Here is an 18,682-nt window from a genome sequence, read left to right on the forward strand (position 1 = left end):
CAGCAACGACTGAACACCCGACAAGGGGGTCAGTCCCAATCCGTCGTTACGGGGTTACTCCCAACCCGCCGTTGACACCAGAACGACTCGACGAACCCGTCCTCGTAGCCGTTGCCGTTCTGGGTGACGATCGCGGTGATCCGCTCCGGGTGGGTGAGGGCGAGCCGCCAGCCGATCGGTGCGCCGTAGTCCTGGACGTAGAGCGCGTAGCGGTCGACCCCCAGCAGCTCGAGCAGCCCGTCGGTGACGTCTGAGAGCGCGTCGAAGGTGTAGTCGAACTCGGCCACCGGCGGGGCGGCGGAGTGCCCGAAGCCGAGGTGGTCCGGTGCGATCACGTGGTGTTCGCCGGCCAGCAGCGGGATCAGGTGCCGGAACATCGACGAGCTGGTCGGGTAGCCGTGCAGGAGGACGATCGTGGGTGCGTCCGCGGGACCGGCCTCCCGGTAGAAGACCTCGTGTCCGTCGACGGTCGCGGTCCGATGGTGGACGAGCGGCATAACTAACTCCTTCACGTGCTCGATGTGGTTAGACACCGTCACGGAAGCACGCTCGCATGTAACCTGTCAAAGAAGTCGATGTGGTTAGGAGGCGACGTGGACCTGCTACTTGACCTGCTCAACAGCAGACCCCTGGTCGACGGCACGGAGCGCGACGCCCTCCGCGACCCCGCCTCGGGACGCCGCTGGGCACGGGCGCACGGCGGCGACGGCGACCCGGAGGAGCTGGCGGCACTGCGCCGCGCGCGGGACGCACTCACCCGGGTCGCACGGGGGGACGCCGACCCGGGTGTCGCGCTGGCCCCACTCCTCGACGGCGTGCGCCGGACACCGGAGTTCACCGACGGCCGGCTGACGTGGCGAACCGTCACGCCCCCGCACGCCCGGCTCGCCGTCGAGGCCGTACTCGCCTGGGCCGCCGTCGAGGAGCAGCTGCCCGGGCGGCTGCGCCCCTGCGCCAACGACGCGTGCCGACTGTTCCTGCTCGACCGCAGCCGTGCGAACCGCGCCCGGTGGTGCTCGATGGCGGTCTGCGGGAACCGCGCCAAGGCGCGCCGGCACTACGAGCGGACCCGCTGAGACGGCCTCAGCCGGCCGACCCCACCAGGGCGGTCACCCGGATCTCGATCCGCATGGTGGCGAGCCCGAGCACGGTGACCCCGGTCTGGGTCCAGACCGGCGCGCGCCCGCCGAGCCGGTTGCGGAACTCTCGGACCATGACCCGGTTGTGCCCGTCGCCGATGGACTCGGCCCCGGGCTCGGCCTTGTGGTAGGAGTTCACGTGGACCACGTCGGCCCAGGTCGCGCCCGCCTCGGCGAGCGTGCGCCCGACGTTGTCGAACGCCTGCACGATCTCCTGTTCCAGGTCCTCGGCGACGACCAGGTCGTCGTTCCAGCCACCCTGACCCGAGGTCTCCACCCGGTCGCCGATCCGGACCGCCTGGCTGTAGCCGAGCAGTTCGCGGGCCGTGACGCCGTAGCCCGGCGTGACGTGGAACGTGGGGGTCGTGCGGTCAATGACTTCACTCATGAATTCAAGCTACAACTCATGGCTTCACCTGTAAAGTACGAACTCGGGACCAGGGACGGGGGCGACGGGTGACGACGGACCGGGCGACGCCGGAGGCCGGTGATGACGAGCCGACGTGGCTGGACGGCGAGGAGAAGGCAGCGTGGACGAGCGTGATCTCGCTGATCATGCTGCTGCCCGGCCGACTGGAGGCCCCGCTGCAGCAGGCGCACGGCATCACCCTGTTCGAGTACCTGACGCTCAGCCATCTGTCCGAGGCACCGGGACGCAGGCTGCGGATGAGCGAGCTCGCCTTCCTGACGAACGGCTCGCTGTCGCGGCTGTCCAACGTGGTGAAGCGATTGGAGGGCCGCGGCTGGATGCACCGCTCCCCCGATCCCGACGACGGCCGCTACACCCTCGCCGCCCTCACCGACGCCGGGTTCGACGTCGTGCACGCCGCGGCACCGACCCACCTGCGTGCGGTCCGGGACGTCGTCCTGGACCGGCTCGACGCGCAGGACCGGGCGGCGCTGGGCCGGATCGGCGTCGCGCTCGGCGTGCAGGACTTCCCGCCGCGCACGGGGTCGCCACATTTCCGATCCGGAACCCGCGGGACGGAAGAGGACGGGCCTCCGGTTCGTTGACGGAGAGGTCACCGTGTCGATCCGTGAGGTGCTGTCATGCCGCTACCGCTGCCGTTGTCGATCCTGGACCTGGCCACCGTCGCCCGGGGCGAGACCGTCGCCCAGGGACTGGAGGCCAGCACCAGGCTGGCGCAGCGCGCCGAGGACTGGGGGTTCCGGCGGATCTGGTACGCCGAGCACCACAACATGGGCTCGATCGCGTCGGCGGCGACGAGCGTGCTCATCGCCCACGTCGCCGCGCACACCGAGCGCATCACGCTCGGCTCCGGCGGGGTGATGCTGCCGAACCACTCGCCGCTGCAGATCGCCGAGCAGTTCGGCACCCTCGCCGAGCTCCACCCCGGCCGCATCGAGCTGGGGCTCGGCCGCGCGCCCGGCACCGACCAGGCGACCGTTGCGGCCCTGCGGCGGGATCCCCGCGCGTCGGAGACCTTCCCGCAGGACGTGCAGGAGCTGCAGGCCTTCCTCGGGACGACCAGCCTGGTCCCGGGCGTCGAGGCCCACCCGGGCCGAGGCACCGGGGTCCCGCTGACGATCCTCGGGTCCTCCCTCTACGGCGCGCAGGTCGCGGCCGCGCTGGGGCTGCCCTACGGCTTCGCCTCGCACTTCGCACCGGACGCCCTGGAGCAGGCCGTGGCGCTCTACCGCCGCGAGTTCCGGCCCTCGGAGCAGCTGTCCGCCCCGCACGTCCTGGCCGGGGTGAACGTGATCGCCGCGGACTCCGAGGACGAGGCGCAGCAGGTCCAGCGCGAGGTGCAGCGGTCCCGGGTGCGGCTGTTCACCGGCCGGCGGGGGGCCTCGCTGACCGATGCCGAGGCCGACGCGGTCCTCGACAGCGCCTCGGGCGAGCAGATCCGGTCGATGACCCGCTACACCGCGGTCGGGACACCGGAGACCGTCACCGCGTACCTGGAGGAGTTCGCCGCCCGCGCCGACGCCGACGAGCTGATCGTCACCGGCCCGGCGCCGCGCAGGGAGAGCTGGTGGCGCAGCTGGGAGCTGCTCGCGACGAAGGTACAGACCACCGACTGACGGCGGCCGTCAGCGGGGCGGCGGGCCGACGCTGTCGCGGGACACCAGCACCGGGGCGATCCTCCGGTGCACCGCCTGCGGCGCGTCCGGACCGTCGGTGTGGTTCAGCAGCAGGTCGAGCGCCTCCCGGGCGACGGCCTCGAAGTCCGCACGCAGACTCGTCAGCGGCGGGATCAGGTGCGCCGAGACGGGCACGTCGTCGAACCCGACGACGCTGACGTCGCCCGGGACCCGCCGGCCGCGGTCGTGGAAGGCGTGCAGCAGGCCGGTGGCCAGCGCGTCGTTCGCGGCGAACACCGCGGTCACCTCGGGCATCCGGGCCATCAGCTCGCCCGCCCGGTACCCGGCGTCCGCACTCCAGTCCGCGGCCATCACCGGGGGCACCTCGGCCCCGGCCGCGCGCAGTGCCGCGGCCCAGCCGGCCGCGCGGCCCGCCGCGTCGAACCAGTCGGTGGGGCCGGCGACGTGCCAGACGGTCGCGTGCCCCGCGGCCAGCAGGTGCTCGGTGGCGATCCGACCACCCTCGACCTGGTCGACCGTCGCCATCGGCAGCTGCTGCTCGGGGTCGCCGTCGACGGTCACGAGCGGGACGTCACCCGGGACGGAGTCGAGCGCCTCGGCCACCGACGCGACCGGCGCTATCACGACGATCCCGGCGACCTGCCCGTCGAGGTGACGCTGGACGGCCTCGCGCACCGACCCGCCGTCGATCTCGCGGACCCGGACGACACTGACCCCGAAGCCGGCACCGACCGCCTGCTCCTCGAACGCGGCGAGCAGCGACACCGGGCCGAACAGGGTGGAACGGGGGGCGACGATCCCGAGCACCCGATCACGGCCGGTCACCAGGGTGCGGGCGGCACGATTCGGCCGGTAGCCGAGCTCCTCGATCGCGGTCCGGACCCGCACCCGGGTACTCTCCCGGACGTTGGGGTGCGCGTTCAGCACCCGGGACACCGTCTGGTGGGAGACCCCGGCACGGCGGGCCACGTCGAACATGGACGGTGCCCGCCCCGGCCTCGGCCCAGGCTCCATCGCGATCCCCACGCCCACCCCCTCCGATCCGTGCAGCGTAGCCGTCCGTGATCATCCCCTACGGAGGGCGATCACACCCACTCAGCCGTCGCCGCGGGCGCGGCGCTTGTTCCACACGTCGAACGCGACGGCGAACAGCAGCACGAGTCCCTTCACGACCGACTGCACGGACTGGTCGACGCCCATGAGCTGCATGCCGTTGCTCATCACGGCCATGATCAGACCGCCGACGAGCGCGCCGACCACGGTGCCGACGCCGCCGGTCACCGCGGCGCCGCCGATGAACGCGGCGGCGATCGCGTCGAGCTCGAACATGTTCCCCGCCGCGGGCTGGGCGCCGTTGGACCGAGCCGAGTAGATGACCCCGGCCACGCCGGCCAGGAAGCCCATGTTCACGAAGATCCAGAACGTGACGGCCCGGACCCGCACCCCGGACAGCCGGGCCGCGGCCGCGTTGCCGCCGAGGGCGTAGACGTGGCGGCCGAACACCGTGCGCCGGGTGAGCAGGCCGTAGGCGAGCACCAGCACCGACAGCACGACCAGCACCACGGGCAGCCCGCGGGAGGACGCCAGCTGCCAGGCGAACGCCATGACGACCAGCCCGACCAGCGCGATCCGACAGGCGAACAGCGGGAACGACTCGACCTGCTGCAGGTCGAGGACCTTCGCGACCCGGCTCCGGTAGGCGAGCACCGCGTACCCGGCGACGCCGAGCGCGGCGATCAGGACGGTGAACGCGTCGTAGCCCTGGCCGCCGATGAGCCCGTTGAGGAAGCCGCCCGCGATCTGCTGGTACTCCGCCGGGAACGGCGAGAGCGAGATGTTGCCCAGCACCTGCAGGGTCAGGCCGCGGAACAGCAGCATCCCGGCGAGGGTCACGATGAAGGCGGGGATGCCGACGTAGGCGACCCAGAAGCCGTGCCAGACACCGACGAGCACGCCGACGCCGACGGCCGCGACGACGCCGACCCACCAGGGCAGGCCGCCGCCGATCACGAGGACCGCGGCGACCGCGCCGGTCAGCGCGACCACCGACCCCACCGACAGGTCGATGTGCCCGCCGACGATCACGATCACCATCCCGATCGCGAGGACCAGGATGTAGGAGTACTGCAGGACGATGTTGGTGATGTTGCCCGGGCTCAGCGAGACGCCGCCGGTGAGGACCGCGAACAGCGCGACGATCGCCACGAACGCGATCACGATGCCGCTCTGGCGGACGTTGCCGGCCAACAGCCGTCGCAGGTCGCTCGTGCCGGAGTGCAGGGCCGCCGCACCGGCGCCGGGGCGCTCCTCGGAGGAGGGGTCCTTCTTCGGGAGGGTGCTGGTCATGCGGAGCTCTCCGCCTCCTGGGTCATGAGGGCCATCAGGCCCTCCTGGGTGGCCTCGGCGACCGGCACCTCACCGGTGATCCGTCCGGCCGACAGGGTGTAGACGCGGTCGCAGATCCCCAGGAGCTCGGGCAGCTCGGAGGAGATGACCAGGACCGCCTTGCCGGCCTCCACGAGCCGGTTGATGATCACGTAGATCTCGTAGCGGGCACCGACGTCGATCCCGCGGGTCGGCTCGTCGAGGATCAGCACGTCCGGCTCGGTGAACAGCCACTTGGCCAGGACGACCTTCTGCTGGTTGCCGCCGGACAGGGTGCCGACCCCGACACTCGTGCTCGCCGCCCGGATGCCGAGATCCCGCCGGTAGGACTCGGCGACGCGCAGCTCGGCGTCGGCGTCGACCCAGCCGTGGCGGGCGAGCCGGTGCAGGCCCGCGCCGGAGACGTTGCGCCGGATGTCGTCGACCAGGTTCAGGCCGAGGTGCTTGCGGTCCTCGGTGACGTAGGCGAGTCCGGCCTCGATCGCGTCGGACACCGAGCGGGCGCGGACCTCGCGCCCCCCGATCCGCAGGGTGCCGCTGACATCGCGGCCCCAGGACCGCCCGAACACGCTCATCGCGAGCTCGGTGCGGCCCGCGCCCATCAGCCCGGCGATGCCGACGACCTCCCCGGCCCGCACCGACAGCGACGCGGCGTCGACGACCTTGCGGTCCTGGGTCGGGTGCCAGACCGTCCAGTCGGTGATCCGCAGCAGCTCCTCCCCCGGGCTGCTCGCCCGCTCCGGGTAGAAGGAGGTGAGGTCGCGGCCGACCATCCCACGGATGATCCGGTTCCGCGGGGCGGGCTCGTCGGCGACGGTGAAGGTCTCGACGGTGCGGCCGTCGCGGATGACGGTCGTGCGGTCGGCGGTCGAGACGATCTCGTCGAGCTTGTGCGAGATGATGATCGAGGTGATGCCGTTGTCGCGGAAGCGCCGGATCAGCTCCAGCAGGTGCGCGGAGTCGGTGTCGTTGAGCGCGGCGGTGGGCTCGTCGAGGATGAGCAGCCGGACGTCCTTGGTCATCGCCTTGACGATCTCGACGAGCTGCTGCTTGCCGACGCCGAGCCGCCCGACCGGCGTCGCGGGGTTCTCGGTGAGACCCACCTCGGCGAGCAGGCGGGCGGCCTCGGCGTGGGTCCGCCGCCAGTCGACCAGCCCCAGCCTGCCGCGCCGCTCGTTGCCGAGGAACACGTTCTCGGCGATCGACAGGTGCGGCACCAGCGCGAGCTCCTGGTGGATGATCACGACGCCGTCGGCCTCGGAGTCGCGGATCCCGGCGAACCGGGCCGGTCGCCCGTCGAGGACGATCTCGCCGTCGTAGGTGCCCGTCGGGTGCACCCCGGAGAGCACCTTCATCAGCGTCGACTTGCCGGCGCCGTTCTCGCCGCAGATCGCGTGGATCTCGCCCCGGCGCACGGCGAGCGAGACCTCCGACAGCGCGGTCACACCCGGGAAGGTCTTGGTGATGGCGCGCATCTCGAGGATGGTGTCCGGCAGGTCGCCGCCGGGATCGTGGTCGGTCACGTCGTCCTCCGTCACGGAAGGTGGGGTGCGGCCGGTCGCGGGGCTCAGCCCTGGCGGCCGCGGGCGACGTCCTGCGCCGTGTAGTAGCCGGAGTCGACGAGGACGGGCCGGATGTCGGCCTTGAACACCGTCTGGACCGGCAGCAGGTAGGACGGCACGACCTTCACCCCGTTGTCGTAGGTGGTGGTGTCGTTGGCCTGCGGGGTGCCGCCGGAGAGGAACGCCTTCGCGGCGACGACGGCCTGCTCGGCGAGCTTGCGGGTGTCCTTGAAGATCGTGGAGCTCTGCACCCCGTCGTCGACCAGCTTGACCGAGGCGATCTCGGCGTCCTGCCCGGTGACGGTCGGCATCGGCTTGGCCGGGGTGCCGAAGCCCGCGTTCTGCAGGGCGGTGATGACGCCGCGGGAGATGCCGTCGAAGGGCGACAGGATGCCGTCGGGCCGGCTGCCGTCGTTGTAGGTGGAGGTGAGCAGGTCCTCCATCCGCTTCTGGGCGGTCTCCTGGCCCCAGCGCAGCGTGGCGGTCTGCTCGATGGTCGTCTGACCGCTCTTGACCCGGATCGTGCCGTTGTCGATCAGCGGCTTCAGCACCGACATGGCGCCGTCGAAGAAGTAGAAGGCGTTGTTGTCGTCGAGGGAGCCCGCGAACAGCTCGACGACGACCGGGCCCTTCCTCGGACCGGGTGACCCTTCGGCGTTCTGCAGGCCCATGCCGCGCAGCAGCGCCTTCGCCTGGGCGACGCCGACCTGGAAGTTGTCGAAGGTGACGTAGAAGTCGACGTTCGGGCTCTGCCGGATCAGCCGGTCGTAGGCGATCACGGGGATACCGGCGTCCTTGGCGGCCTGCAGCTGCCCGGACAGGGCGGTCCCGTCGATGGCCGCGACGATCAGCAGGTCCGCACCGCTGGTGACCATCTGGTCGATCTGCTGGGACTGGGTGGGGATGTCGTCGCCCCCGTACTGCAGGTCGACCTTGTAGCCGGCGGCGGTGAGCTGGTCGCGGACGGCGTTGCCGTCGGCGATCCACCGCTCGGAGGTCTGGGTCGGCATCGAGACGCCGACCGTCAGGTCGCCGGGTGCCGCACCGGCCCCGGCCCCGCCACCTCCCCCGGCTCCCTGTCCACCACAGGCGGCCAGCCCCAGCACCAGCAGGGCACCGACGGCGACGGTGCGCATCCTCGTGAACACAGGCGATCTCCTCGTCGAGACGGCGGCGGGTGGGTCCCGTCCGATCGGACCGGCGCACCCAGGAATGTGAACGCTAACTACAGACGCACCGGCAGGGAAGGCGCCGTTACCGCTCCGTTACCCGGTCAGCAGGTCCGTGTCGATCAGCAACCTCGCAATCGACGTGAACGTGTCGCACGACCGACCGTCACCCACGGAGCGTTCGCACCAGACCGTTGAGTTTCGTGTTCTGTTAGCGATAACATCCGCTCGCCGTCCGATCGCTCGGCCGGCCGTGTTCGTGACCCGAGGAAGTGCTCATGATCCGACCACCGATCGACCTCGCCGACGCCCTCGTGGTGGGCGTCGACTTCGGGACGCTGTCCGGACGGGCGGTCGTCGTCCGTGCGGCCGACGGGGCCGAGCTGGGCTCCGCCGTCCACGCCTACCCCCACGCCGTCGTCACCGACGCCCTGCCGGGGCGGCCGGACCTCCGGCTGCCGCCGGACTGGGCGCTGCAGGTGCCGTCGGACTACGTCGACGTCCTGCGCCACGCCGTCCCCGGTGCGGTCGCCGCCGCCGGGGTGGACCCCGCGCGGGTGGTCGGCATCGCCACCGACTTCACCGCCTGCACCATGGTCCCGACCCTGCGCGACGGCACCCCGCTCAACGATGTGCCCGACCTGGCCGACGAGCCGCACGCCTACACCAAGCTCTGGCGCCACCACGCCGCCCAGCCGCAGGCCAACCGGATCAACGCCCTCGCCGCCGAGCGGGGCGAGAGCTGGCTGCCCCGCTACGGCGGGTTCATCTCCTCGGAGTGGGAGTTCGCGAAGGGCCTGCAGATCCTGGAGGAGGCCCCCGCGGTCTACGCCAGGACCGAGCGCTGGGTCGAGGCCGCGGACTGGATCGTCTGGCAGCTGTGCGGCCGCTACGTCCGCAACGCCTGCTCGGCCGGCTACAAGGGGATCCTGCAGGACGGCGCCTACCCCGGCCGTGACTTCCTCGGCGCGCTGAACCCGGCCTTCGCCGGGTTCGCCGAGACCAAGGTCGCCCACGAGATCGGCGAGCTGGGCACCGTCGCCGGGACGCTGACCGCCGAGGCGGCCGGCTGGACCGGGCTGCCCGAGGGGATCGCGGTCGCGGTCGGCAACGTCGACGCGCACGTCACCGCCGCGGCGGCGAACGCCGTCCGGCCGGGCCAGATGGTCGCGATCATGGGCACCAGCACCTGCCACGTCATGAGCTCCGACGTGCTGCGCGAGGTGCCGGGCATGTGCGGCGTCGTCGACGGCGGCATCGTGTCCGGGCTCTGGGGCTACGAGGCCGGGCAGAGCGGCGTCGGCGACATCTTCGGGTGGTTCGTCGAGCACGGCGTGCCGCCCGCGTACCACGAGGCGGCCCGCGCGCGGGAGCTCGACGTGCACGAGTACCTGACCGAGCTGGCCGCCAGGCAGACGGTCGGTGAGCACGGGCTCGTCGCGCTGGACTGGCACTCGGGCAACCGCTCGGTGCTGGTGGACCACGAGCTGTCCGGCGTCGTCCTCGGACAGACCCTCGCGACCCGGCCCGAGGACACCTACCGGGCGCTGCTGGAGGCCACCGCGTTCGGTACCCGGATGATCGTGGAGACCTTCGCGGCCTCCGGCGTCCCGGTGACCGAGCTGATCGTCTCCGGCGGGCTCACCCGCAACGCCCTGCTCATGCAGATCTACGCCGACGTGACCCGACTGCCGCTCACCGTCGTCGAGGCCGGGCAGGGCCCGGCCCTGGGCTCGGCGATCCACGCGGCCGTGGCCGCGGGCGTCCACCCCGACGTTCCCACCGCGGCCGCCGCGATGGGCCGCGTCCGCGAGGGCGCACACCTGCCCGACGAGGAGTCGGCGAAGTCCTACGACGCCCTGTTCGCGGAGTACACGCGCCTGCACGACCACTTCGGCCGGGGCGGCGACGACGTGATGCACCGCCTGCGCGCGATCCGCCGCGAGGCCCGCGCCCAGCGAGAAGGAGACCCCGACGCATGACCGACACCCTGGCCTCTCCCGAGCTCGCCGCCACCGTGGCGCGGCTGCGCGAGCAGGTGTGCGCACTGCACGCCGAGCTGGTGCGCTACGAGCTCGTCGTCTGGACCGCGGGGAACGTCTCGGCCCGCGTGCCCGGCCACGACCTGATGGTCATCAAGCCCAGCGGGATCTCCTACGACGACCTGACCCCGCAGAACATGGTGCTGTGCGACCTGCACGGCACCCCGGTCGAGGGCGACCTGACGCCGTCGTCGGACACCGCGGCGCACGCCCACGTCTACCGGGCCATGCCCGAGGTCGGCGGGGTGGTGCACACCCACTCCACCTACGCCAGCGCGTGGGCGGCGCGCGCCGAGCCGATCCCCTGCGTGCTCACCGCGATGAGCGACGAGTTCGGCGGGGACATCCCGATCGGCCCGTTCTCGCTGATCGGCGACGAGTCGATCGGCCGTGGGGTCGTGGAGACCCTGACCGGCAGCCGCTCCCCCGCCGTGATCATGCAGAACCACGGCGTGTTCACCGTCGGCGCCGACGCCCGCTCCGCGGTCAAGGCCGCGGTGATGTGCGAGGACGTCGCCCGCACCGTGCACCTCGCCCGCCAGCTCGGCGACACCGTGCCCATCCCCCAGGACCAGATCGACAGCCTCTGGGACCGCTACCAGAACGTCTACGGGCAGCGCTGAGCCCCGCCCGACCCCGAAGGAGGGATGTCTGATGAGCGGCTCGCTGCTCGGCAGCTACGAGGTCTGGTTCCTGACCGGGAGCCAGGGCCTCTACGGCGAGGAGACCCTCGCCCAGGTCGCCGACCAGTCCGCGGCCGTCGCCGCCCGGCTCGACGCCGCCGACGAGATCCCGGTGCGGGTGGTGTGGAAGCCCGTGCTCACCGACGCCGGCGCCATCCGACGGGTCTGCCTGGAGGCCAACGCCGACGACCGGTGCCTCGGCGTGATCACCTGGATGCACACCTTCTCCCCGGCGAAGATGTGGATCCCCGGGCTCGAGGCCCTGACCCGGCCGCTGCTGCACCTGCACACCCAGGCCGACGTCGACCTCCCCTGGTCGGAGATCGACATGGACTTCATGAACCTCAACCAGGCCGCGCATGGCGACCGCGAGTTCGGCTACGTCCAGACCCGGCTCGGCCTGGCCCGCAAGACCGTCGCCGGGCACGTCTGTGACCCGGTGCTCCGCGACCGCATCGGGACCTGGACGCGTGCGGCGGCCGGTGCCGCGGAGCTGCGCGCGCTGACGCTCGTCCGGTTCGGTGACACCATGCGCGACGTCGCCGTGACCGACGGCGACCGCGTCGAGGCCACTCGGGTCTTCGGGATGTCGGTGCAGACCTACGGCGTCAACGACCTGGTCGCCGTGGTGGACCAGGTCGCCGACGCCGACGTCGACAAGCTCGTCGGCGAGTACGCCGAGGTCTACGACGTCGCCCCCGAGCTGCTCCCCGACGGCGCCCGGCACGACGCGCTCCGCTACGGCGCGCGGGTCGAGATCGGGCTGCGCTCGTTCCTGGAGTCCACCGGGGCGCAGGCGTTCACCACGAACTTCGAGGACCTCGGCGGTCTGCGCCAGCTCCCCGGGCTCGCGGTGCAGCGCCTGATGGCCGACGGCTACGGCTTCGGCGCCGAGGGCGACTGGAAGACCGCGGCCATGCTGCGCGCGGTGAAGGTCGTCGCCACCGGGCTGCCCGGCGGCACGTCGTTCATGGAGGACTACACCTACCACCTGCGTCCCGGCCACGAGCGCATCCTCGGGGCGCACATGCTGGAGGTCTGCCCGAGCATCACCGGGTCCCGGCCGTCGCTGGAGATCCACCCGCTGGGCATCGGCGGGCGGGAGGACCCGGTCCGGCTGCGGTTCACCGCCGACCCCGGCCCGGGCGTCGTGCTCGGCATCTGCGATCTGGGGGAACGGTTCCGCCTGGTCAGCAACGACATCGAGGTCGTCGACCCGGACGAGCCCATGCCGAGGCTCCCGGTGGCGACGGCGACGTGGATCCCGGAGCCGTCGCTCGCGACCTCGGCCGAGTGCTGGCTGATGGCGGGCGGCCCGCACCACACGGTGCTGTCGACCGCCGTCGGGGTCGAGGCCCTCGACGACCTCGCCGAGATCGTCGGCACCGAGCTGGTGCACATCGGCGACACCACGCGGCCGCGGACGTTCCTGCACGAGCTGCGCTGGAACAACGCCTACCACCGGCTCGCGCGGGGCCTCTGAGCTCCGCTGCCCGGCGACGGGCCGGCGGGCCGGGTCACTCGTGCCCGGGGGTGCGGAGCCTCAGGTCCCCCGCGATGTCGATCCGCGCGAGCTCGGCCCGGGAGGTGACGCCGAGCTTGGGGTAGACGCTGCCCAGGTGGTGCCCGACCGTGCGGTGGCTGATCAGCAGCCGGGCCGCGATCTCCCGGTTGGTGAGCCCCTCGGCGGCCAGCTGGGCGACCCGCAGCTCCTGGGCGGTGAGCCCGGCGGCGGCCGGCTCGTGCCGCACCCCGGACTGCGCGGCCAGACCCAGCTCCCGCAGTGCACGCGCCCGCAGCGGCGCCGCGCCGAGGCGGGCGAAGGTCTCGGCCGCCCCGGTGAGCTCGTGCCGGGCGTCGGCGCGACGGCGGGCCCGCCGCAGCCATTCGCCGTACAGCAGCCGGGTTCGGGCCCGCTCGAACGGGTCCGGGGCGGTACCCCCGCCGTCGAGCGCGGCCCGGTACGCGGCCTCCGTGTCCGGCCCGCCGGCGGCGAGGGCGCGCAGACGGTGCGCAGCGGCACGGGCCCAGTGGGCGCCGGTCCGCCGGGCCCACGTCTCGACGGCCGCCAGCCGGGCCGAGGCCGTCTCCGTGTGCCCCTCCTGCGTCGCGGCCTCGGCGGTGTCCGGGGCGGCGAGCAGTGCGAAGGTGGGGTGTGCGGCCTCGTGGCCGGGCTCGTCGAGCGGCATCAGGTGGTGCAGTGCGTCGCGGGGCCTGCCGTCGAACAGCGCCGCCCGGCCGCGCACCCAGTACACCGACGCGGTGAGCGCGCGCACCTCCTGCCGGACCGAGACGGCCAGTGCCCGGGTGGTGTGCTCCTCCAGGCCGGGGGCGTCGCCGCGGGCTGCGGCCAGGTTCGCCAGACAGAGCCGGCACTGGCTCGCCACGTGGTCCGCCCCGACCTCCTCGGCCAGCCGCAGGCCCTCGGTGGCGCCGGCCTCGGCGGTCGCCCACCGGCCCGCCGCGGCGTCGAGGACCGCGCTCTGTGCGAGCACCATCGCGAGCGCGGCCAACTCGTGCCGCCGCCGCAGCTGCGCGGCCTGTACTTGCAGCACGTCGTGCAGCGGCCCCTCGACCCCGCAGGCCTGGACCAGCGGCACGGGCGGCAGCAGCTCCCACGGCACGGTCCCGAGCAGGCCGACGGTGGCCGCGTCCGGGGCCGGGAGCGACCCGGCCGCCCGGCCGGCCCCGTCGTAGCAGGCCCACCAGGCCCGCAGTGTCGGCATGACCGGTGCCAGCTCCGGGACGCCGCCGGGGTCGAGGGCGAGCAGCCGCTGCAGCGCCGCCTGCTGCAGGTCCGGGCGGCCCGCCGACCACGCCGCGCGGGCCGCCACCGTGCCCAGCTCCATCGCCGTGCGGGTCCCCGCGACGACGGCCATGTCCCCCACCAGGTAGTGGTGGGCGCGTTCGGAGAGACCCGTGGTGAACTCGAGGATCCCACGCAGCCCGCCGCTGCACCGCACGACGGGCTCCGCCCCGCCCCGGCGCTCGGCGTCGTCGAGCAGCCGCCGGGCTCCCTCGGCGTCGCCGGCGCCCCAGGCGGCGCGGGCGGCGACCGCCAGCCGGCGCGCGGCGTCCGCGGGGTCCGGCGACAGGTCGGCCGCCCGCCGCAGCGTGCGTGCCGCCAGTGGACCGGCGCTGCGCTCCAGGCACCTGGCGGCCGCCTGCTCCAGCAGCGCCGCGACGTCCTCGTCGGGGCCGTCCACGGCGGCCGCCAGGTGCCAGGCGCGGTGCTCGATGTCCTCGGCCGGCAGCGCCGCGGCCAGCGCACGGTGCGCGGCCCGGCGGTCGGTGACGGGTGCGCCGTCGTAGAGGGCGGCCGGGACCAGCGGGTGGCGGAACCGGAGACGGGTGCCCGAGGCGTGCAGCAGGCCGGAGCGCAGCGCCTCGTCCCAGGTGGAGGCGTCGACACCCCACCCGGCCCCGGCCCGGTCGACGACGTGCCGGTCGCCCCGCCCCTCCGCGGCTGCCAGCAGCAGCAACGCCCGGGTGGCCGGCTTCAGCGCCTCGGCGCGGGCGCAGAACGCCCGCCGCAGCCGGGGCCCCACCGGCATCGGCTCCCCGGACGCCTCGTCGTCGGCCTCGCGCCCGACGGTGGGCAGCTCCTGCAGCGCGAGCGGGTTGCCCGCCGCCATCGCGACCGTGTCGTCGACGAGGGCCTCGTCGACGTCGGGGACGGCGGCGGCGACCAGCCGGCGGGCGTCGTCGTCGGCGAGTCCCACGACCTCCAGCGCCGGCACCCCCTCCCAGGGACCCTGGGCCGGGTCGGCGTGGTCGGTCAGGATCACCACGACCGGCTCGGTCCGCACCCGACGCGCGAGGAAGCCCAGACAGTGCGCGGTCGCCTCGTCGACCCACTGCGCGTCGTCGACGACGACGAGCACCGGCCGGTCCCGGGCCAGGCCGGACAGCAGCGACACCACGGCCGCGCCGATGAGGAAGCGGTTGGCCGGGTCCCGGCTGATCCCGAGCGCGCCGCGCAGTGCGGCGGCCTGCGGGTCCGGGAGCGCGTCGAGCCGGTCGAGGACCGGCCAGAGCAGCGCGTGCAGTGCGCCGAAGGCGAGCCCCGTCTCCATCCGGGTGCCCCTGGTCCGCAGCACCGTGACCCCGGACGCGGCGTCGACGACGTGGTCGACCAGTGCGGTCTTGCCGATCCCCGGCTCCCCCCACAGCACGAGCGCCGCGCCCGCCCCGTCGGCCGCGCGTGCCAGCAGCCGCTCCAGTGCCGCGGTCTCGGCACGCCGCCCGAACAGCTCCATGACCCCCCGCAGCCTCGTCCCGCCGGCCCTCCGTCGCACGGCGGATCCGTCGGACCACCGTAGCCGCGTCGTCCGGATCGTCCGGTGACCGATCCGGCGACCGATCCGCCGGGACCGGCCGGACCCGACACTCGCCGGGTGATCCGACCCGCCCCCACCGATGCGCCCGGGAGGTGCGGGGGTCCCGACGATGATCCGGGGCGCGGGCGGGGTCCCGGCCCCGGCCCCACCCCCGAGTACCGCCGACGCGGGCGACGGGCGACCACGGAGAGAGGCCCCACATGATCGTCGTCACCGACAACCGCTCCGCGAACCGGTTCGAGGCCCACGACGGCACGACGCTCGCCGGCGTCGCCGCGTACGCACGCACACCGGAGCTCGTGGCCTTCGTGCACACCGAGGTCGACCCGGCCTTCGAGGGACGCGGGGTGGGATCGGCGCTGGCCCGCGAGGGCATCGCGTCGGCGCAGGCCGACGGGCTGCGGGTACTCGCGATCTGCCCGTTCGTCGCCGCCTGGCTGGCACGCCATCCCGAGCTCGCCCACCTCGAGTACCGGGCGACCAGCAGGGTCACCGACTGACCGGTCGCCGGCGCCACATCCGCGGCCCAGGCGGACACCACCACGGGCCGCGTCACCGCCGGGACCGGGAACGCGAGCCCGGTCCGGCCGACCCACGAGGAGACCGATGAGCAGCACGACGACGAGCTGGCCGAGCCTGCGCGTGGCGGACTGGACCGCCACCCGCGAGACCCTGCACATGTGGACCCAGATCGTGGGCAAGATCCGCATGGCACACGCCCCGCTGATCAACCACTGGTGGCAGGTGACCCTGTACCCGAGCGCGCGGGGCCTGACGACGTCGGCCGTCCCGTACGGCACCGGGGCCTTCGAGATCGAGCTCGACCTGCTCGGCCACCGGCTCGAGGTCCGCAGCAGCGACGGCGGTGCGCTCGGCTTCGACCTGGCGCCGATGTCGGTGGCCGAGTTCTACGGCGCGGTCCTGGACGTGCTCGGCCGGCTCGGCATCTCCGCGCCGATCCAGCCGCACCCCAACGAGGTCGACCCGGCGATCCCGTTCGCCGAGGACCTCACCCACGCCTCCTACGACGGCGAGGCGGCCACCCTGTTCTGGCGGCAGCTGCTGCAGGCGAACCGCGTGCTCGGTGAGTTCCGGGCGCACTTCGTCGGCAAGGTCAGCCCGGTGCACTTCTTCTGAGGCAGCATGGACATGGCCTGCACCCGCTTCTCCGGGAGGCCGGCGCCGGCGCACCCGGGCGGGGTGCCCAACTGCGGCGACTGGGTCATGGTCGAGGGCTACTCGCGGGAGCTGTCCAGCTGCGGGTTCTGGCCCGGTGGCGGCGAGGAGGGCGCCTTCTAATCCTATGCCTATCCCGCGCCCGACGGCTTCGCCGAGGCCCCGGTCGGCCCCGACGGTGCCTTCTACAGCGCGGACTTCCAGCAGTTCCTGCTGCCCTACGAGGTCGCCCGCGCCGCACCCGACCCGGACCGCGCGGTCGCCGAGTTCCTCCGCACGACCTACGAGGCGGCCGCGGACCTCGGGCGCTGGGACCGCTCCGCGCTGGAGGACGACCCGCTCCGCTGGGCGTGACCGCCTAACCAGCGGTCGGAGTGATCCGGTAGAAGAACGGGCCGGTCCCGTTGCGGGCGATCGCGATCAGCAACGGGCCGGCGTCCTCGATCGCCCGGGCCGCCCCCAGGCCACCGACGTGGATCGGGTCGAACCCCGCGTCCCGGTTGAGCCGGTCGACGAGCGTGCGGATCGCGGGGTCGGCCGCCACCAGGTTGCCCGGGGGCGTGGTCTGTGTCGCCAGGCGCGGGTACTCGGACGCGAAGTTCGCGCAGAAGGACTTCGCGACGGGCCCGCCCGTCCGGGAGCGGACGAGGTGCGCGTTCGACTCGTGCTCCGGGTCGCGCGGTCCGTAGACGTTGGTGGCGTCGATCGCGGGGACGCCGGCGATCCCGGTCGTCCGGCCCAGCGCGTCGGCGACCTGGTCTCCGGGGACGGCGACGACGAGCACGTCGGCCCCGGTCGCGTCACCACCGTCGCGGCCCAGACCGGTGACGGTGTGCCCGGCGGCCGACCAGAGCGCGGCCAGGCCGCCGCCGACGGCGCCGCGGCCCAGGATCGTGATCCTCACGTCTACCCCTCTCCCACCGGGACCGTGTCGGGCCCGCTGCACCAGCCGGGCGATCGGTCGCCGCGGGGGCCTCCCGTCGCGCTGTCGCGTGCCGAGGTGCGGGACGGGCGACCCGGCGGTGACGTTACGAAGGGCGCGGCCCCCGGGGATCGGTCACGCAATCGGTCGTCCGTACTTCACGATGTCCTCGACGCGGTCCACCATGATCCGCAGGCCGTGGCGACGAGGTGGAGGCCCGACACGAGCGACGTGACCTACGGTGACCCCGTCCGGCAGGAGATCATCTGACCATGGTGTCCATGGACGCGGTCCTCGACGACCTCGCGGCCGAGAGCGCGGTCGTCCGGGCGATGGTCGCCGACCTCGACGACGCCGGGATCGGCGCGCCGACCCCGGCCGAGGGCTGGAGCATCCGCGACCAGCTCACCCATCTCGCCTACTTCGACGAGGCCGCCACCCTCGCCGCGACCGACCCGGCGACCTTCCGGTCGCGGGCGGCCGCGCTGCGGGAGCTGGGTCCCGGCTTCCCCGACCGGGTCGCCGAGGACCACGCCGGGCTCGGGGCGGAGGAGGTCCGGGCGTGGTTCGCCGGGGCCCGCGACGCCCTCGTCGGCACGTTCCGCGGCATCGAGCCGAGGACCCGGCTGCCCTGGTACGGGCCGGACATGAGCGCCCTGTCCTCGGTCACCGCCCGGCTGATGGAGACCTGGGCGCACGGCCAGGACGTCGCCGACGCGCTCGGGGTGCTCCGGGAGCCGACGGACCGGCTGCGCCACGTCGCCCACCTCGGCGTGCAGACCTTCGGCTTCACCTTCCGCAACAACGGCCGCGAGGTCCCGCAGGTGCCCGTGCGGGTCGAGCTGCTCGCCCCCTCCGGCGCCTCGTGGACCTGGGGCCCGGAGGACGCCGCGGACCGGATCACCGGTTCCGCGCTCGGCTTCTGCCTGGTCGCCACCCAGCGCCGGCACGTCGACGACACCGACGTGACCACGACCGGCCCGGTGGCCGCGGAGTGGGTCGCGATCGCCCAGACCTTCGCCAACACACCCGGCCCCGGCCGCGCCCCCGGCGCCGTCGCGGCCGCCTTCCCGGCACCGACCCGGACGCCCACGGGAGGACCCCCGTGACCCGAGCGCCGGGGCGCATCGGCAGCGGCGGCCCCGCTCCTCCGGGGGACATCGCGCGCGGACGGGCGCCGCGGGTGTGGGGAACGCC

General features: G+C 73.6%; 15 protein-coding genes and 2 pseudogenes. 9 read left to right on the forward strand and 8 right to left on the reverse strand.

Going from position 1 to position 18,682, the window contains the following annotated elements; genetic code table 11:
* Positions 1 to 77: 77 nt before the first annotated feature.
* A pseudogene (locus FVA95_RS20730) lies at positions 78 to 497 on the reverse strand (alpha/beta fold hydrolase); the annotation flags it as partial.
* A gap of 96 nt (positions 498 to 593) precedes the next feature.
* On the opposite strand from FVA95_RS20730, the gene FVA95_RS20735 reads away from it, so the two are divergent.
* On the forward strand, positions 594 to 1,076 hold the full coding sequence (locus FVA95_RS20735) for a CGNR zinc finger domain-containing protein (protein ID WP_149665654.1): 483 nt from the start codon (positions 594 to 596) through the stop codon (positions 1,074 to 1,076).
* A gap of 7 nt (positions 1,077 to 1,083) precedes the next feature.
* Here the strand turns inward: FVA95_RS20735 and FVA95_RS20740 are convergent, their stop codons facing one another.
* On the reverse strand, positions 1,084 to 1,527 hold the full coding sequence (locus FVA95_RS20740; protein ID WP_149665655.1) for a Rid family hydrolase: 444 nt from the start codon (positions 1,525 to 1,527) through the stop codon (positions 1,084 to 1,086).
* Positions 1,528 to 1,595: 68 nt separating this feature from the next.
* Here FVA95_RS20740 and FVA95_RS20745 point away from each other — a divergent pair, with 68 nt between their 5' ends.
* Entirely contained in the window at positions 1,596 to 2,153 is a 558-nt protein-coding gene (locus FVA95_RS20745) for a MarR family winged helix-turn-helix transcriptional regulator (RefSeq protein ID WP_240051633.1), read from the forward strand.
* Positions 2,154 to 2,189: 36 nt separating this feature from the next.
* A complete protein-coding gene (locus FVA95_RS20750; RefSeq protein ID WP_149665656.1) occupies positions 2,190 to 3,185 on the forward strand; it encodes an LLM class flavin-dependent oxidoreductase in 996 nt (331 codons plus the stop codon).
* A 9-nt stretch (positions 3,186 to 3,194) separates the two neighbouring features.
* Here the strand turns inward: FVA95_RS20750 and FVA95_RS20755 are convergent, their stop codons facing one another.
* The 4 genes from FVA95_RS20755 to chvE form a co-directional block, all read right to left on the reverse strand.
* Positions 3,195 to 4,184 carry a LacI family DNA-binding transcriptional regulator gene (locus FVA95_RS20755; RefSeq protein WP_149665657.1) on the reverse strand — a complete coding sequence of 330 codons (990 nt, stop codon included), beginning with the start codon at positions 4,182 to 4,184 and terminating at the stop codon, positions 3,195 to 3,197.
* Between the two features lie 117 nt (positions 4,185 to 4,301).
* Positions 4,302 to 5,552 carry a multiple monosaccharide ABC transporter permease gene (gene mmsB / locus FVA95_RS20760; RefSeq protein WP_149665658.1) on the reverse strand — a complete coding sequence of 417 codons (1,251 nt, stop codon included), beginning with the start codon at positions 5,550 to 5,552 and terminating at the stop codon, positions 4,302 to 4,304.
* Entirely contained in the window at positions 5,549 to 7,066 is a 1,518-nt protein-coding gene (locus FVA95_RS20765) for an ATP-binding cassette domain-containing protein (RefSeq protein WP_368667343.1), read from the reverse strand. Before FVA95_RS20765 ends, mmsB begins: the two co-directional genes overlap by 4 nt.
* Before the next feature lie 92 nt (positions 7,067 to 7,158).
* Positions 7,159 to 8,289, reverse strand: a complete 1,131-nt coding sequence (gene chvE, locus FVA95_RS20770) for a multiple monosaccharide ABC transporter substrate-binding protein (protein ID WP_149665674.1) — start codon at positions 8,287 to 8,289, stop codon at positions 7,159 to 7,161.
* A 311-nt stretch (positions 8,290 to 8,600) separates the two neighbouring features.
* Here chvE and araB point away from each other — a divergent pair, with 311 nt between their 5' ends.
* From araB to araA, 3 genes are read left to right on the forward strand one after another with little or no spacing between them, the layout of a single operon-like run.
* Positions 8,601 to 10,304, forward strand: a complete 1,704-nt coding sequence (araB, locus tag FVA95_RS20775; RefSeq protein ID WP_149665659.1) for a ribulokinase — start codon at positions 8,601 to 8,603, stop codon at positions 10,302 to 10,304.
* Complete coding sequence (locus FVA95_RS20780; RefSeq protein ID WP_149665660.1) at positions 10,301 to 10,987, forward strand: L-ribulose-5-phosphate 4-epimerase; 687 nt, start codon at positions 10,301 to 10,303, stop codon at positions 10,985 to 10,987. The genes araB and FVA95_RS20780 overlap by 4 nt, the downstream gene beginning before the upstream one ends.
* 31 nt (positions 10,988 to 11,018) lie before the next feature.
* Complete coding sequence (gene araA, locus FVA95_RS20785; protein WP_149665661.1) at positions 11,019 to 12,530, forward strand: L-arabinose isomerase; 1,512 nt, start codon at positions 11,019 to 11,021, stop codon at positions 12,528 to 12,530.
* A gap of 34 nt (positions 12,531 to 12,564) precedes the next feature.
* On the opposite strand, the gene FVA95_RS20790 is transcribed toward araA, so the two are convergent.
* Entirely contained in the window at positions 12,565 to 15,345 is a 2,781-nt protein-coding gene (locus FVA95_RS20790; RefSeq protein ID WP_205015916.1) for a LuxR family transcriptional regulator, read from the reverse strand.
* Between the two features lie 242 nt (positions 15,346 to 15,587).
* On the opposite strand from FVA95_RS20790, the gene FVA95_RS20795 reads away from it, so the two are divergent.
* Together FVA95_RS20795 and FVA95_RS20800 are read left to right on the forward strand one after the other, a co-directional pair.
* Positions 15,588 to 15,887: a GNAT family N-acetyltransferase gene (locus tag FVA95_RS20795; protein WP_149665662.1), complete on the forward strand. Its 300-nt coding sequence runs from the start codon at positions 15,588 to 15,590 to the stop codon at positions 15,885 to 15,887.
* Positions 15,888 to 15,993: 106 nt separating this feature from the next.
* Positions 15,994 to 16,917: pseudogene (locus tag FVA95_RS20800) on the forward strand (DUF5996 family protein).
* A gap of 4 nt (positions 16,918 to 16,921) precedes the next feature.
* Here the strand turns inward: FVA95_RS20800 and FVA95_RS20805 are convergent.
* Positions 16,922 to 17,467 carry an NADPH-dependent F420 reductase gene (locus tag FVA95_RS20805; protein ID WP_149665663.1) on the reverse strand — a complete coding sequence of 182 codons (546 nt, stop codon included), beginning with the start codon at positions 17,465 to 17,467 and terminating at the stop codon, positions 16,922 to 16,924.
* Positions 17,468 to 17,757: 290 nt separating this feature from the next.
* Between FVA95_RS20805 and FVA95_RS20810 the strand changes: the two genes are divergently transcribed.
* Positions 17,758 to 18,594 carry a TIGR03084 family metal-binding protein gene (locus FVA95_RS20810; RefSeq protein WP_149665664.1) on the forward strand — a complete coding sequence of 279 codons (837 nt, stop codon included), beginning with the start codon at positions 17,758 to 17,760 and terminating at the stop codon, positions 18,592 to 18,594.
* Positions 18,595 to 18,682: the final 88 nt, after the last annotated feature.

This window comes from Pseudonocardia sp. EV170527-09 (assembly GCF_008369905.1).
GTDB lineage: Bacteria > Actinomycetota > Actinomycetes > Mycobacteriales > Pseudonocardiaceae > Pseudonocardia.